Here is a 15,756-nt window from a genome sequence, read left to right as displayed (position 1 = left end):
GTGCATCAAACCAAATGTCTTCATCCAGCCAATACACTCCTCGAGCATACCTGGATACAAAGGACTCGAAACCCGCAGCCTTTTACCATTACTAATCCAACCATACAGCAGGGAACGGACAGCAACAGTGGAATAAAACTGAAGCTGCTTTTCTGGGAGCGAATGAACTGAACACGCCACCAGCTAATATGTAAGAAGCGTTTAGAAATGAAGACATTGCTGATATTGAATGACCCACCCTATGGAACGGAACGAAGCTACAATGGCTTGCGGTTGGCCAAGGCTTTGTTAGCCGAAGAAGTCGAGGTGATTGTGTTTCTAATGGCAGATGCGGTGGGTTGTGCTCGTGCAGGACAAAAAGTACCAGAAGGCTATTACAACCTGGAACTGATGTTGGGCAATATCGCGAAAAAGGGTTCAGTCCTACTTTGCGGCACTTGTATGGATGCGCGGGGTTTGAAAGATGATGATGTTATAGTTGGCGCTATTCGTAGTCGCATGAGCGACCTAGCGACGTTGACCATTGAATCTGACCAAGTTCTGGTATTTTAAAGAACCAGTTGAATAACTGGTCAGAGAACAACGCCGATGCGAAGCAATACCTATAATCGACATCAGAATTGATCTGGAAACATATCATGGAATCCACCACAGACTATTTTGAAATAATTGCCGCCGGCGATACCGCGAGCATCGAGAATACACAGTCTGCACCGCTTTCCATAAGCCTGGCTGGCGAAGATGGGAGTCATCTCGAATTAGACTTGCTTCCCGGTCAGGTATTAGGCGTGACAGCGGGAAGTATAGACCTAAGAGTCATTCTCCACCATGGAAACCCTAAGGGCTTACTAATAATATATCCGGGGAGCGCTTCCTGAAATTGCTGCTTCTGCTATAGAGACATCATTCTTCGACAAGCAACCCAGGACCAATTATCTCCTGAGACCAGACCGGACATTATGATTGATTTTTAAAGGTTATTTTTCCGAGGTGGCGCTGGCAGCGGACCCCGGCTCCAAGGATAATTGGAATTTAATCTCTCTACATACTGGACCGTTACGACTTTCAATAGTCTTTCTCAAGCGGAAATTTCCCTGAAACCACCCCACCCACCGAATAGATTTCCCATCGTCCCTCGCCTCTGATTCTCGCACTATGCCCCGTAACAACACGGGAGTAAAAGTGCCATGCAACGCCAACTCTGGCTACCTTCTTTTCTGATCATCGGTTCGCTCATCACGCAGGGGGTCTTCGCCGATGCGGACGCTGAGCGTGACGCACTGGTAAGAATCATACATGAGCTGAAGGCGCTTGAACTCCTAATCAAGCAGGCTGAGGCAAATGCCGACCAGGATGCCCGTGTCCGTTTTCGTTATGACTGGCTGCGTCAGGACCTGAAGCAAATCAGGGACGGCGTTCAGTTACACATCAATGCGCCACGTGCGCAACCACGTTCATTCCCGCCCCTGCGCGGTGATTACCGTCGCTAGGCAGCATGATGACAGGAGCACAACAATCAGCTTTCCAGGCCGGTTCCGGTATTACCCCAGCCACGATGCTGACAGCAATCGCGTCGATGGTCCTGGTGCTGGCGTTTGTGTGGGTGATCTGGGTCGCCATCGGCACTTTTCGGGCCTGGCAGGAAGGGCAGGCCACGGTCTTTGACCTGACCTGGAGCACCTTAAGGGCAAGCATCGTGTTGATGGTTTTGGGTTTCTATTTGCGGTGAGTCAATCGAGAAAACCTGGTAGGGGCAAATGGCGATGCATCGCAGTGGGATGTGGGGATAAGCCCCATTATTTTCAACGTTATCGAAGAGGACAATTCTTATGGGTACATCAACTACAGGAGACGGGTTTAGCAAAACATCCGTTACCGTTTGCAGGACGCTATTGGCAACGGGCACGGTGCTTTTCCCACTGCCGCTCTGGGCGGCATTGCCGACGCCAGTCCCACCGAGTACCGCTCCGGCGTCGGGTGACTGGATCGGACTGATTCAGGGCTACATCAAAGACGGTGGCCTGGTGCTCGGACTGGCCATTGCGGTGCTGGGTTTTCTCTGGATCGCCTATCTGGGTTTCGCGAAATTCAATGAAGCCCGCCAGGGTAAAGCAGAGTGGGCTGAAGTGGGTGTATTGGGCATCGTGGGTGCCATTGTGCTGATCTTCGCCAGCTATCTGCTGACCGAAGCGGCCGGTGTTATCTGATACCTGACATCAATAGCAGTAAGAGGCGGGTGGTGTGAATGTCGAAAGACCATGAAATCCTGGCCGACCGGCTCAATGCCGAGCCGGTCATCTTCAGAGGGTGCTCGTCCTCAGAGCTTGGCATGATTGTGGGATTGGCCATTGTGATCTGGCTGCCCCTCAGTTTGCTCCTGGCCTGGTTGCTCGGTGCCATCACCATGGGGTTCGGCATTGCCGGTGTCGGCGTGGTCGCCTCCGTCGTGATGATGGCAACCGTATTTCAGAGGATCAAGCGCGGGAGGCCTGACGGGTACTACCAGCAATGGTTGCGAATCCGCCTGCAGTCAACAGGTCTCTATCGAGCGCCCTGGGTGTTACGCACCGGTGCCTGGGACATCGGGAGGACGCAGCATGCGCCGCTACCGTCTCGAAATCGATAACGTGCGCTCCCATTTGCGTTCCTTGTGGGTTGTTATCGGCCTGCAAGGGCTGATCATCCTCGCGCTCTGGATCGGCTGGAGCCAGGCGCCCAAGCAATTGCGTGTCTACGTGCCGCCGGATCTGCGTTCAGGTGCAGTCCTGGCGGCCGAGGAGGTGCCTCCGGCCAATGTGTATGCCTTTGCGTTCTATATTTTCCAGCAACTCAATCGTTGGCCCGACAACGGCGCCACGGACTACGGAAGCGCGATCTTCCGCATCTCGCCCTACCTGACACCGCGCTATCGCAATGACCTGATCGCCGACATGGAACTCAAAGCCCGCCGCGGCGAGTTGACCTACCGGGTACGCGGTGTTCATGAGGTGCCAGGGCACGGATACGAAGAGCGGCGCGTCGATGTGTTGTCAGCCGATGTCTGGATCGTCTGGCTGGATCTTGATCTGCTGGAGTCAGTAAAAGGTATGACCGTGAAACAAACCACGATTCGCTACCCGATTCGGGTAGTGCGCCAGGCCATCGATCCGGAATCGAATCCCTGGGGGCTGGCACTGGATGGGTACGCCAGTGAGGGCCCCCGTCGATTAACCGATGCCGAGCTGGCTGAACCCAGCGTGACTGGCGTCACTACAACTGAGGAACCATCCCAATGAATCCCTTCAATTTTCTCCCACCAGTAAGATGGATCGCCTTACTCGGTTTTTGTTTGCCGCTGTTGTCCGTCGCGCAAGTCGATGGGGCATCGAATGCTCCCGAACGAATTATCTGGGACAAAACGCCCATCGCGATTCCTTTGGTTGTCGGTGAGGAGCGCCTGGTACATTTCCCGGACTCGGTGCGGATCGGTCTACCTCAGTCACTGACAACGCTGCTGCGCAGCCAAAGCATCAATGGCACCCTGTACCTGTTGGCCAGAGAGCCATTTGACACCACCCGCATCATCGTGCGCTCGGAAACCGAGGGCCCGCTTTACGTCCTCGACGTTTCGGCGGAGTTAGCCGAGCCTGACAGCCCCAAACCACCCGATGTGCAGATATTGCTGGATTCGGAGCCCCACACAGATGCTGCTGAGTCGCTAGCTAACAAATCGCTGTCTTGGGGGTATGCCGCCTTAACTCGTTTTGCCGCGCAACAACTCTACGCGCCAACACGACTGATTCCTCATCAACCCGGTGTGGTCGCCATTCCCGTCAGCGCCGAACCGGTCGAGCTGGTGTATGGCGCCAGGATAGAAGCGGTTCCCGTCGCCGCCTGGAAAGCAGGTTTGCGCTATGTCACCGCCGTCAAGCTGACCAATCGCACCCCAAGACCGGTGGTGCTGGATCCCCGTGAACTACGCGGAGCCTGGTTGGCAGCGACGTTTCAGCATAATCGCCTGTTACCCGCTGGAAGTGAAGCCGACACCACTGCGGTTTATCTGATCTCGGATCGGCCATTCGATGTGGCGCTGTGAGAGAGGAGTGAGATCTACCCTATGTCGATGGTCACCAGTAATCGTCTATTACCCCTGCTTGCCGGCTCCGTCGTCTTGATGGCGGCGCTGGTTACCGTGAAGTCCTGCTCACCGGATGAAGAGCAGACTCAACTCTTGGAGGCAGTGCCGCAGGCACCGCTACCGGATGCCGACACACCGGCAGACACCATCAAGACGCTGACCGCCAATGTCAGCGCCATGACCTCGGAGCTCAATGCCCTGCGTCGGGATAACACCGCGCTTCAACAGGAAAACCGTGAGTTGATGGACAACCGGCAGCAGATCGAAAACAACGTGCTGACCCGATTGCAGCAGTCCTTAGCGGCCGATCGAACCGGCACAGAATCGGCGGAGACGACCTCCGCCATTGCTGCCTTGACCGCCAGGGTGGACGCTCTGGCCAACCGCTATCGCCAGTCGGCGCAACCTTCCTCAGCCGTAGGTTCCGACCTTCCCGTCGGACTCGGATTGGATGGTGTCAGACCGGTCTCCGCGGACTCGGAGTCGCTGGTCTGGGTCGATCCTTTGGAACTCTCGCCAGCGCCTGGTGATGACAACGGGGCGCTACTTAATCGCTTCAGTCGCACCGGCCGTAGCGCTCTCGACAGTGCGGGTCCGCCGGTGCAATCGTTGGTCGAAAAAGGCTCCGCTGCCTTGAACACTGACATTCCTGTCTACACCGTGCCGCGCAATGCCACCCTGATCGGCTCCACCGGCATGACTGCCCTGGTCGGCAGGGTGCCTGTCCAGGGGCAGGTGCGTGATCCCATGCCGTTCAAGGTGATTACCGGTAAGGAAAACCTGGCTGCCAATGGTCTGCGCATTCCGGGCATCGAAGGCATGATCTGGAGTGGCACCGCGATCGGCGACTGGACCCTCTCCTGCGTGACCGGAAAACTGGACTCGGTGACCTTTGTTTTCGAGGACGGCACCATTCAGACCCTTCCCAGGGATAACAACCCATTGGATGGTTCCAGTGGAAACAGCGCAGGGGGAGGCACTAATCGGCCGCTGGGCTGGATCTCCGATGCGCGCGGTATTCCCTGTATTACGGGAGAACGCAAGACCAACGCACCGGCTTTCCTCACGCAGCGCATTGGCGTGATGGCACTCGAAGCGGCGGGAGATGCTGCCGCACAGGCGGAAACCACCACCCTGATCAACAACAACGGCACGGCAACGAACTTGGTTTCCGGAGAAACGGGCAACTACGTGTTAGGCAGAACCCTGAGCGGGGGCAGTGACGAAGTCGCCCAGTGGCTGCGGGAGCGCCAAGCACAGAGTTTCGATGCAGTCTTTGTCCCAGCGGGCGTTGAGCTGGCAATCCATGTCGATCACGAACTTCCCATCGATTTTCATTCCAATGGCAGGAAACTTCACCATGAAGCGAATCTTTTTCAGCAAGCGACGATTACCACTGGTTCTGGTTTGGACTAGCGTATTAATAGTGGGCTGCGCCAGCACCAAAGAGACGGTGTTGCCACAGGACGGCCCGACCATGAAAGCCATTTACGACCAGCACATGGTGGAGGTTCAAAAACCCGACCATCGGCGCGCAATAGGTGGTCCGCCGTTACCACAATCGGGTATTGAGCACTACCGCGGCTTCGTGCGGGAAGCCGCCAATGAGATCGATACAGTGTTCCCCCGCCTGCCCAATCCCACCCTGGTGATGTACATCTTTCCTCACCTGTCGGGCAGCGAGCGCACACCGGTACCAGGTTATGTGACGACCTTTCCTTTTTATGAAAAGGTGGAGTACGCCCTACCAGGAGAAGTGTCGGGGGAGGTAACTGGCGAGGTGCCCGTGGAAGTCAGTCATTCGCCATCAGAGCAGTAGGGGTACCCATGCCAGTCAAGCAATCGGATGTTCTGGACGCAGCGCCGCTCACCAGTGCTGCGATCAAGCAGCACTACAACCGTCCACCGTCGTTTACCGATCTGTTGCCCTGGATGGAATACATTCCCGAGTGCAAAGCCTTTCTGTTGGAAGACGGCGTCAGCCTGGGCGCCCTGTTTGAAATCATCCCGGTCGGCTGTGAAGCACGCACACCGGCGTTCATGACACAGCTGCGCGATACCATCCAGACTGCACTCAATGAGGCTATCCCTGAGCGTGACGAGGCGCCCTGGGTATTACAGGTCTATGTGCAGGACGAACCCCGTCTTAACCAGTTCGATGCCCAGCTGGCCCGCTATCCGTTACCGACAGTGCGCGCATCCGACTATTCACAACACTACCGGGCGGTGATGTCGACCCATTTGCAAGCGATTTCCCGGCCGGGAGGCTTGTTTGACGATACCACCGTCACCGGTTCCCGTTGGCAGGGACATCAGCGTCGGATCCGGGTGGTACTCTACCGGCGTTTGCCACACAACGGCAAAAACCCGGCGGCCATCGAGGTGGAGGAGGCGCTCAATGATGTGACGACCAAATGGATCGCCGCCCTGGCTTCCGCCGGGATCCACGTCCAGCGCGCTGATGGCAAGGCGTTTTATCAATGGATGCTGAACTGGTTCAATCCCAAGCCAGCCTGCGCCGACGGAAGCCCGGAATCGCTATTGCAGATGGCACCCTACCCGGGCGACGAGAAACTACCGTTTGGCTACGACTTTGCGGAACAGTTGACGCTGTCGATGCCGCGTTCCGACGAGGCGTCGGCAAGCTGGCTGTTCGATAATCTGCCGCATACTGTCGTGACCATTCAAAGCTTGCGGCGGGCGCCGGACATTGGACATTTCACGGCGGAGCGCCAGGCCGGGGATCAGGTATTCTCACTGTTCGATCGCTTGCCCGAGCACACCATCATGGTGATAACGCTCACGCTCAAACCCCAGGACACAACCCGCAATCATATCGCGCAAATCAAACGCGCCTCAGTCGGTGACTCGGCGGAGGCGTCGATCACCCGGGAAGATGCAGAGCAAGTGGAACGGGAGATGGCGCAGGGAAACAAGCTTTATCCGGTCAGCATGGCGTTCTATGTGCGCGGCGAGAATCAAAAATCCCTGCGTCACAATTTGAATCGCCTCAACGCGCTGCTGCTTCCGAACGGATTACAGCCGATCACCCAGGAAGCCGACTTGCTGGCGCTGGATAGCTATATCCGCAACCTGCCCATGGCCTATGACGCGGACCTGGACAAATCGCGGCGCCGCTCGCGGCTGATGTTCTCCCGTCATATCGCCAATCTGCTGCCGTTTTATGGTCGTTCGCGGGGAACCGGCCATCCGGGGCTGGTGTTCTACAACCGGGGTGCGGAGCCGCTGGTGTTTGACCCGCTACATCGGGAGGATCGCAAGAAGAACGCTCACATGCTGATCCTGGGACCCACGGGCGCAGGAAAATCGGCACTGCTGGTGTATCTACTGCAACAGATGATGGCGTGTCACCGCCCTCGCATTTTCATTATCGAAGCAGGAGCGTCGTTTTCCCTGTTGGGGCAGCATTTTGCGCACCATGGCTTGTCGGTCAACCAGATCACCTTGAACCCCAATGTCGATGTCAGTCTGCCGCCTTTTGCCGATGCACTGCGCTTGCTCGACCGGCGCCATGCGCTGAACCTGCTCGATACCGATGACCCCACCCTGGAAGAGTCACTGGACGAAGACGACGAGATCGAAGACGAGGGCGGCAGGCGCGATATCCTCGGCGAAATGGAGATCGCCGCGCGCATCATGATCACCGGCGGTGATGAGCGTGAGGACGCACGCTTAACCCGTGCCGACCGGCTGCTGATTCGCAATGCCATAATCCTCGCAGCAAAAACGGTCAAAGATTCCGGCAACTCCCAGGTGGTTACCCAGGACGTGGTTCACGCGTTTCAGGCTATCGCCACCAACACGGAGTTACCCGAACACCGGCGCAATCGTGCGCTGGAGATGGGCGATGGCATGGCCTTGTTCTGCTCAGGCCTCGCCGGACATTTCTTCAACCGGCCGGGGCAGTCCTGGCCGGAGGCCGATGTCACCATTCTCGAAATGGGCATCTTGGCCCGGGAGGGTTACGAGGACCAGCTGACCGTCGCCTACCTGTCGATGATGAGCCACATCAATGATCTGGTGGAGCGCCACCAGCACGATGAAAGACCCACCTTGGTAGTCACCGATGAGGGTCACATCATCACCACTAACCCGCTGCTTGCGCGTTACGTAGTCAAGATCACCAAGATGTGGCGCAAGCTCGGCGCCTGGTTCTGGATCGCCACCCAGAATCTGGAGGACTTCCCTGACGCCAGCCGCAAGATGCTCAATATGATGGAGTGGTGGCTGTGCCTGGTGATGCCCAAGGAAGAGGTTGATCAGATTGCCCGTTTCAAAGACCTGAACGATGAACAGCGTAACCTGCTGCTTTCGGCCCGCAAGGAGCCGGGAAAATACGTGGAAGGCGTTGTATTGGCCGACAAGGTTGAAGCCCTGTTTCGGAACGTGCCTCCTGCTTTGTCGCTGGCACTGGCCATGACCGAAAAGTACGAGAAGGCAGAACGCGCCGCCATCATGCGTGAAAAGAATTGCTCAGAGCTGGAAGCCGTTTACGAGGTCGCCAGACGAATTGCGCATAGCAGGGTTGGCTAGAAAAATGCAGTTTGTAGTTTTATCGGCGGGGCAAACACACCGATAATGATGAAAGGGTTTTGCGCCCATCCGTCGTACTGCAACGTGGTGCCGAGAAAAAGGTGGATATCCTTGGTGCTAGCAAAGTCGTCAATGTATTTCTTTCTGACGTCGAGAATCGCTTTGTTCTCGTTCCCGTGATGTCTCTTCAGGCAATTCCAAAACAACATGCCGATTTCCCAATCCTCGATCATCATTGTGCTTTCTTTATTGTTACAGTCGAGAATGCGGTAGGAAAACTTGTAAGGGAGCTTGTTGACAACGCTAAAATACTCGGGCGTATCGGAAAACAGATCACCCTGTTTTGCTTGCTGCCTGAGAGCTTCAATTTTTCTCTTGTCCCACTCTCGATCAACTTCCTCGACAATCAGATCAAGAATCTTCGCGGGTTTGAATGTGGCAAGTGACAAAGCGCCTGTCTTATTGAGTTGGATTAGCTCGTCAAGATCTTGAAATATGCGTCCCTTTTCTATTACGTAGGATTTGCGTTCTTGCCAGCTATTTTCTGTACCCATTTTTTCTTGAAGCGTTATCGAGTCTGGGCTCAGTAATCGATGGCTTTCATGGCGTTTATCGCTTTTATTTTCGATAACGTCCATCTCTACCCATTGGAATTTTTCGTATTTTTCGTACAACTTTCGGAATGGAACCGGGTAGATCCGTATCCAGGAGCCGTCTTCTCGAATGCCAGCAGTACAAACCAGCTCACTATATGTTTTCGATATGGTGGGGTATGTCTTGACGGTAATAAGTATGCGTTCTTTTTTCATCGACACCCATGTAGTTGAGCTTATAAGTGAACAACTTTGAATTCACTAGGCGCAATGCGTGAAACAGCGTCTGCAACTTTATGACGATGACACATGGTATGACATTCCTCGAAGCAGGTGATAGCAATGCGTCCAAAGTCCAGATAAAAATCATAAAGTTGGGTAATAGACTCTTGTTCTTCTGGAATGACTGTTTTCTCGTAGTTCAAGAACAGATTCTCGTAATCTTGATGGGATTTTAGGGTTTTTCTCTTGTCCGAAACGATACCGAGTCTAGGCAAATGCTCATACCCGATATCAACGTTATGCAACAGCTCCGAAAGTTTGGTCTTTGAAAAACCATATTTGCGACTTAAGGGATTTTTTCTCACATCGACAAGAAGTCGAACATCATTTTCAATCAATCGATTGATGTATTCTTCTACGGTAATCCCCTCGTACCCAATAGTGGCAAACAACTTTCCTTTCTTAGGAGCCTTGAGCTTCTGCACAGTAGCGTATTCATCCGCCGTCAATATTTCATGGGCAACCAGACTGTTGATCGCATAATACGGATAGCTTCGGTAAACATGTTGCAAAAGCCTCTTGCCCTTGAGAGGCCCATATTTGTCGTGAAACAGCTGGATTTTTCTGGAGTCATCGCTTTTGAGTTTTGTCGCGTTACTGTTGAAAGAATCAGATAGCTTCCAGTCTTTGACATCTTCCAGATAACCAGTAGCAACCAATTTGGATTTATCAGCATAGGATTGAAAAGAAAAGCACCCGTATTTGTATGGCACAAACTCGTAGCTACGGTCTTTCTCACAAAGCCGAGAGTACAGGAACAAATATTTCTGAAAATCAGTGCTGGTCAGTTTTCCGCCAAATGACTCGAGTAACGCAAGTAGCACCTTCTGCCTGTAGTACATATTTGTTTTTACCTTATCGCTGGGTAAGGCCGAATTTCCTATGCTACCTAGTCTATCAGTTATCACAGTTGGACTAAATAATCTGGCACCAATAGCCCAGGAGATGTTCAGGAGATACTCACAAGCGAACAAGGATTAAGCGCGCTACAGGTTGAAGGGATTTCCACTTCAGTCAACGCTGACTTGGCGTCAGTATGTCGGAATAAACCTGGCATCTGAGGTCCCATTTGTAATGGCCAATTATCATTGGAATTCGCTGAAAATCTGGTATGCCGCACTGACTGTGGTTGCTGTGTTTGGCGCTGTCTTCAAAGTACAGGCACGTGACGGCGAAAGCCCGATTATAGAAGTATTTGTAGCGAATGCAGAACGTGGACTAATGAAGTCAGAATATGCGACTGTCTATAAAATAGGCCGTATAGCACAGCTGCAGCAAGAACTCTCACATGACCTGCCAGCGGATTCAGAGTCCGCCAAAAAACTGGTTCTGAAGCGATACCAGCGGATGGACATGCAACTCAGTACTGAACTGGAAAACGCCGCCAAAGGGTTGGTGCAGGCAAGGCAGTACGGTATCGATCGTTACCCGGCCATCGTCTTCGATGGTCAAGCTGTGGTCTACGGTTTAACCGACATCAATGCCGCAACCCGGCTTTATCAGCGGTGGCTGGCAGAGAGCGCAGAACGATGATAGCGGCCCTGACTCGTGGTTGGCTGAGCCTGTTGCTGTGGATGCCGCTGATCGGTCACGCGGGCTCTATTACCACACCGGAAATTATTGTGCAGACTACCCAGGCGGCGCTCAGTTGTATGCGTTGGACGCCGGTGGGGATTTGCTTCTGGTTGCAATGCTCCCTGTCCGGGTGCAGCGTGCGTACCTCGATCAAAGTGGGGCATTACCAGCCCGATGCGGTGGTGAGTGCCTACAACGAACTCGGTGGCAATCCCTGGGTCGAGATTCGAAGCACCCTAGGCGTGGCACAACGAACCGCCGCCAACGGCTTGCTTGGCAGCTTGCTGGCTGTGCCGATTGACAGTGCCGGCAACAGAACAGAAGGCGGGGAGGGCAACAAGGATCATCGCAACCTGATTTTTCGGGAAACGGATGTCATCGGTCATCCGGTCAGCTCCCTGTCGAGCATCGTCGCCAGCACCGGTTCCCTCTGCAACGCACAAACTAAACCCTTCTTTCCGTATTTCCAGTCGGGACTGGACGCACTCTCCTGGCGGATGGAGATCCCGGAGATGTTCTACCCGGCGAGCCTGATACCCGGTTTGCGGGAGATCGGCAGCTGGCCGCTGCAGACCTGGGGCGGAGTGTACCCGCGCACCGGCTGGACGACGCAGGCGGAGGAACCCAAGGCGGCGGCCATCAATGCCCAGCGCGCCGGTGATATCGTCACACGTCAGGGGCAACCCCATATCTACGTACCGATAACCGGTGGCTCCAGTTCAGGGCAGCGCGTGTGGCCGCCCGGACCACTGATTGAGGGCGATCCGGACTCCGGCGTGTGGCAGATGCTTGTACCCAGAGCGGAATCGAACTGCAAGGTTTTTGGTACCAATGACTTGGCCAGTGTAATCGGCTGGGGTGGCGGTCGAGTCGATCCCCAGGGTGACTATGTCTGGAATCTGTGGCGCCCCTACAGCTGTTGCCAGAATCGCGGAATCTTCTTATTCAACGTCGACTGGATCAATTACCCACCATGAGCGAGAAACCTTCTATTCGTACCCTATTGTTGTTTGGCGCCATGAGCGTGAGTCAGGTTACTCACGCGGCGCAGGGCCCCACTGAAGACAGTTTGTGGTACTACGAAATCGGCGGAGCAGAGCCCGTCTCCTTACCCGCCAATCCCTCAGTAGTCTCTGTCACCTTGGGCGGTTCCGCCCAATTGGGACTCGGTTACAGTTGTGGCAAATTCGATCCGGTGGCAGCGGTGACCCACACCCTGAATGACATCGGGGCCGGTGTCGACAACATGATGAATGCGATGACGGCCGCAGCGACCAGCGCTATTGCGGCGTTGCCGGCCTTGATCCTGCAGCGTGCCAACCCCGGCTTGTACGATCTCTTTCAGAACGCGCTGATCAAGGCCGAAGAAACCATGCAGCTGGCTACCAAGTCCTGTGAGGTGATGGAGACCGAGATCGCCCAGGGCAAAAACCCCTATGCCGATCTGATCACCTTGTCCAAAGGCAACGACTGGAAGGTACAGATGGGGATTGGCGGCAATGATGCTGTTACCGCCAAAGAGTCGGTGGAATCCTCCAATGGCGATAACGGAGTACCCTGGATCGGCGGGCAGGCCGGGGGCAGTGGGCAACCGGTGCTGGAGTTCACCGGCGATATCGTCGAGGCAGGTTACAACATCAACATGAACAGAGCGCTCACCGATACGACGCCAGTGCCGGTGACATCGGCAACGCGCCTGTCGGAAATCTGGCCATCACCAGCCGATGCCCGTGACTGGACGGTCGATGTGGTGGGCGAGAACATCGTCACCACCTGCGACACCTGCCGTAAAGACAGCATTCCCGGTACGGGGTTACTACCCAAGCTCTACCAGGAGTCCGCCACTGTCACTACCGAAATCCAAAACCTGGTCAGCGGCGCGACACCACCGACCCTGGACAACCTCGAACAGATCACTGCGCCTGGTGTGGCTATCACCCGCCAGGTGATCGAATCGATCCGTGAGATGCCGGTCTCAGAGCAGAGCCTGATCATGGGCCGCCTGGTCTCGGAGATCAGCACTGCGCGCACGGTCGAAAAAGCACTGTTCGCACGGCGATTGTTACTGTCGGGCAGGCAGGTGCCTGAAGTCTATGCCACAGAAGTCGCTCGCGAGCATGCGGACAACTCCATCGCGGAGCTGGACAAGGAAATCGAAAACCTGCTGTTCGAAACCCGTGTGCGCAAAGAAGTGGTCTCGGACACCGTTACCACGTTGCTCGAACGTGCTGCGGCTAGAAGGCAGAGCTCTCTCACCGTGCCGGAAGTACCGACCCTCGATCCGAACCCGTTGCGGGACGGCCGTGTTCAATAACAGTCGGGCACAACGTAAGGGCCTCTTGATCGCTACTTTGGCGGCCGCGCTGCTGACGGCACTGGTAGGCTATTGGCTGATGCACCGGTTACAGACCGACTCGGTGCAGTCCATCCAACAGAGTATCGACACCTGGCGCCTGACACTCACGCTAGGCCGTTGGACAGTCATCGCCCTGGTAGCATTCGGTTGGAATGCCAGCGTCGAATACTTCGCCAAAACCGGAAAGATCAATTTCGCCCAGACAGGACAGTTACAGTGGTTTCGATGGCGCGCCGTCACCTGGCTGGTCATCCTTGAACTGGTGCTGGGTCAGGGAATGGTGGTGAAATTTTTCAGCATGATCCCAGGGTCGATCTTCTGATGAGTGTCGACAGCTACCTGGAGCTTTTTACTTCGCTCTTTGGTTGGGCCTTCTACGGCATACTGTGGGATGTGCTGGTCAGTACTGGGATCGTCTATCTCCCGTTTCTGGGCATCTTGATCGACAACTGGCGAGAACCGGCCCAGGGCGGGGAAGTAGGCCATGCCAGCGGCCTGTCACTACGGCGTATGGAAATCGAGCTGTTCATCGCGCTGTTAGTGGTCGTGCTCGCAGGGCAACCCGCTGCGCTCACACCCCTCAACGCGGCAACCCTGTCTTACTCTCCACCACCGACCTTGCTCAACCCAACACCCGCTACGGCGACGGTCGCTGCTCCCCAGAGCACCTATGGCACAACCGGGTTCACCGGCTCTGACGCGACCGTCAACGTCCCGGCGTGGTGGTATGGTGTCATCGCGCTAAGTTCGGGTTTGAACCACGCTATCGTCGAAGGCCTGCCAACGGTGGCGGATATGCGCACTTTCGAACAGCAGGCCCATCTGGCCACTATCGCCGACCCGCGCCTTCGGCAGGAGGTCAGTGATTTTTTCAGCCAGTGTTACATACCAGCCCGCTCCAGGTATCAGGCAGAGCGGCCGGATTCTCCGGCGATCAATGGCATCCTTGCCACCTATGGCACCGATGACCCGGACTGGATGGGGTCACACGTCTACCGGGATACCGCGGGCTATTACGACACCTTGCGCCCGGCCAACCAAATCACCGGCTGGGTCTACAATGCAGCCAGGGATACGGAGTACGACCCGGCGGCACCGCCGGTCTGGGGCAAGCCGTACTGCAAACAGTGGTGGGAAGATGCAGCGATCGGCCTAAGAGAGAAGCTGATCAATGAAGCCGATGCCACGTCAGCAGGCTTCTCCGGCCTGGTGGTCGCCATCGCTCCTGCACTGGCCGGTGAGCAGCAAAACGACGCCGTCGCCAAAACCGTGCTTACCAATGCGCCGCCTTCCTGGTCGAGCAACGAGCTGGTCGCCAACAATGCCTCCGGTTCGGGTTTGTTCAATACCGCGGGAAGTATCATCAAAGGGGGCCTCGCCAGCGGTGGCGTGATCACCGCGTCAGCGCTGTTTTCCGTCACCATGACCGCCGTGTTGCAGTCATTGCCCATGGTCCAGGCCATCATGCTGCTGGGTATCTATGCACTGTTGCCGCTGGTAGTCGTCCTATCCCGCTACTCCATTGCCATGATGGTGGTCGCCGGCATGGCGATCTTCACTATAAAATTCTGGACGGTACTCTGGTACCTGGCCATGTGGGTGGATCAGAACCTGATCCTTTCGATGTACCCGGACGTCAACGTTTTCCTGCAGATCTTCGCCAACCCCGGTGAACACGACGCCAAGCGCATGCTGCTGAATATGATAACCACCAGTCTCTATCTCGGATTGCCGTTGCTATGGAGTGGGATGATGGCGTGGGCGGGGGTGCAGGTCGGCCGATCACTGGATAACGCCACACATCCATTTATTAAACCGGCTAACGACGCCGGTCAAAAAGGCGGCTCGGTTGGGAAAGCGGTTATGAGCAAAGGAATGAAAAAGTAAAACTTTACTTGTGGTCGTACCAGCCAAATGGATCTGTACCATCATCGCGTTCCCCGGTCCGATAGTTGAGTGATCCGCTAGAAACATCTCCGGAATTGTCGTCGTCCGTAGTGTTCAAAAGAGCGAAAAACTCGCGACCGGCACCCACTATCAATAGCAAGACGCTGGTCATTAAATGCCGACAGGCTTTGAGAGCGCTGGCACAGTTTCTATCTTTTGATGTTGAGTCAGTCATACTCGCATACTACGAAAAACTGCTGATTTTATGAACAGCCTGGTTGGTAGTCACACGCTACCCACCAATTCCCCCTCAGAATTGGTTAAAGGTTAACCATCTCAGGCTACTCCTCCGCTATTATAGATGCAAATCGGCTTAAATCGGCAAAGATCGT

Annotated in this window: 17 protein-coding genes; 15 read left to right on the top strand and 2 right to left on the bottom strand. The window is 55.2% G+C overall.

Going from position 1 to position 15,756, the window contains the following annotated elements; translation table 11 throughout:
• Window positions 1-207: 207 nt before the first annotated feature.
• The 10 genes from R3F50_02145 to R3F50_02100 all read left to right on the top strand — a co-directional run bounded on the left by R3F50_02145 (window position 208) and on the right by R3F50_02100 (window position 8,671).
• Window positions 208-552, top strand: a complete 345-nt coding sequence (locus R3F50_02145; protein ID MEZ5489104.1) for a DsrE family protein — start codon at window positions 208-210, stop codon at window positions 550-552.
• Window positions 553-1,187: 635 nt separating this feature from the next.
• The gene (locus R3F50_02140) at window positions 1,188-1,490 is read left to right on the top strand and encodes an RAQPRD family integrative conjugative element protein (GenBank protein ID MEZ5489103.1); all 303 of its coding nucleotides are present in this window, start codon (window positions 1,188-1,190) and stop codon (window positions 1,488-1,490) included.
• Between the two features lie 8 nt (window positions 1,491-1,498).
• Window positions 1,499-1,729, top strand: a complete 231-nt coding sequence (locus R3F50_02135) for a TIGR03758 family integrating conjugative element protein (GenBank protein MEZ5489102.1) — start codon at window positions 1,499-1,501, stop codon at window positions 1,727-1,729.
• A gap of 100 nt (window positions 1,730-1,829) precedes the next feature.
• Window positions 1,830-2,207, top strand: coding sequence for a TIGR03745 family integrating conjugative element membrane protein (locus tag R3F50_02130; protein MEZ5489101.1), 378 nt, complete (start codon window positions 1,830-1,832; stop codon window positions 2,205-2,207).
• Window positions 2,208-2,245: 38 nt separating this feature from the next.
• Entirely contained in the window at window positions 2,246-2,626 is a 381-nt protein-coding gene (locus R3F50_02125) for a TIGR03750 family conjugal transfer protein (protein ID MEZ5489100.1), read from the top strand.
• Window positions 2,598-3,275 carry a TIGR03746 family integrating conjugative element protein gene (locus R3F50_02120; protein ID MEZ5489099.1) on the top strand — a complete coding sequence of 226 codons (678 nt, stop codon included), beginning with the start codon at window positions 2,598-2,600 and terminating at the stop codon, window positions 3,273-3,275. Before R3F50_02125 ends, R3F50_02120 begins: the two co-directional genes overlap by 29 nt.
• A complete protein-coding gene (locus R3F50_02115; protein ID MEZ5489098.1) occupies window positions 3,272-4,075 on the top strand; it encodes a TIGR03749 family integrating conjugative element protein in 804 nt (267 codons plus the stop codon). Before R3F50_02120 ends, R3F50_02115 begins: the two co-directional genes overlap by 4 nt.
• Before the next feature lie 21 nt (window positions 4,076-4,096).
• Window positions 4,097-5,533, top strand: a complete 1,437-nt coding sequence (locus R3F50_02110; protein ID MEZ5489097.1) for a TIGR03752 family integrating conjugative element protein — start codon at window positions 4,097-4,099, stop codon at window positions 5,531-5,533.
• Complete coding sequence (locus R3F50_02105; protein ID MEZ5489096.1) at window positions 5,478-5,936, top strand: TIGR03751 family conjugal transfer lipoprotein; 459 nt, start codon at window positions 5,478-5,480, stop codon at window positions 5,934-5,936. Before R3F50_02110 ends, R3F50_02105 begins: the two co-directional genes overlap by 56 nt.
• An 8-nt stretch (window positions 5,937-5,944) precedes the next feature.
• On the top strand, window positions 5,945-8,671 hold the full coding sequence (locus R3F50_02100) for a conjugative transfer ATPase (GenBank protein ID MEZ5489095.1): 2,727 nt from the start codon (window positions 5,945-5,947) through the stop codon (window positions 8,669-8,671).
• Here R3F50_02100 and R3F50_02095 read toward each other — a convergent pair.
• Entirely contained in the window at window positions 8,668-9,480 is an 813-nt protein-coding gene (locus R3F50_02095; GenBank protein MEZ5489094.1) for a hypothetical protein, read from the bottom strand. The genes R3F50_02100 and R3F50_02095 overlap by 4 nt on opposite strands.
• 20 nt (window positions 9,481-9,500) lie before the next feature.
• Window positions 9,501-10,388 (bottom strand): DUF488 family protein, encoded by an 888-nt coding sequence (locus R3F50_02090; GenBank protein ID MEZ5489093.1) that lies wholly within the window; start codon window positions 10,386-10,388, stop codon window positions 9,501-9,503.
• A gap of 232 nt (window positions 10,389-10,620) precedes the next feature.
• Between R3F50_02090 and R3F50_02085 the strand changes: the two genes are divergently transcribed.
• Genes R3F50_02085 through R3F50_02065 form a run of 5 tightly spaced genes read left to right on the top strand, consistent with a single transcriptional unit; the run spans window position 10,621 to window position 15,364 of the window.
• Window positions 10,621-11,079, top strand: coding sequence for a TIGR03757 family integrating conjugative element protein (locus tag R3F50_02085; protein ID MEZ5489092.1), 459 nt, complete (start codon window positions 10,621-10,623; stop codon window positions 11,077-11,079).
• Window positions 11,076-12,098 carry a TIGR03756 family integrating conjugative element protein gene (locus tag R3F50_02080; protein ID MEZ5489091.1) on the top strand — a complete coding sequence of 341 codons (1,023 nt, stop codon included), beginning with the start codon at window positions 11,076-11,078 and terminating at the stop codon, window positions 12,096-12,098. The genes R3F50_02085 and R3F50_02080 overlap by 4 nt, the downstream gene beginning before the upstream one ends.
• Window positions 12,095-13,435 (top strand): integrating conjugative element protein, encoded by a 1,341-nt coding sequence (locus tag R3F50_02075; GenBank protein ID MEZ5489090.1) that lies wholly within the window; start codon window positions 12,095-12,097, stop codon window positions 13,433-13,435. Before R3F50_02080 ends, R3F50_02075 begins: the two co-directional genes overlap by 4 nt.
• Window positions 13,425-13,799 carry a hypothetical protein gene (locus tag R3F50_02070; protein MEZ5489089.1) on the top strand — a complete coding sequence of 125 codons (375 nt, stop codon included), beginning with the start codon at window positions 13,425-13,427 and terminating at the stop codon, window positions 13,797-13,799. The genes R3F50_02075 and R3F50_02070 overlap by 11 nt, the downstream gene beginning before the upstream one ends.
• Window positions 13,799-15,364 carry a conjugal transfer protein TraG N-terminal domain-containing protein gene (locus R3F50_02065; GenBank protein ID MEZ5489088.1) on the top strand — a complete coding sequence of 522 codons (1,566 nt, stop codon included), beginning with the start codon at window positions 13,799-13,801 and terminating at the stop codon, window positions 15,362-15,364. Before R3F50_02070 ends, R3F50_02065 begins: the two co-directional genes overlap by 1 nt.
• The last annotated feature ends 392 nt before the right edge of the window (window positions 15,365-15,756 follow it).

It is taken from the genome of Gammaproteobacteria bacterium (assembly GCA_041395725.1).
Lineage (GTDB): Bacteria > Pseudomonadota > Gammaproteobacteria > Pseudomonadales > Pseudohongiellaceae > NORP240.
The sequence above is the reverse complement of the archived record's forward strand: the minus strand, read 5'-3'. Positions and strand labels throughout refer to the sequence as shown.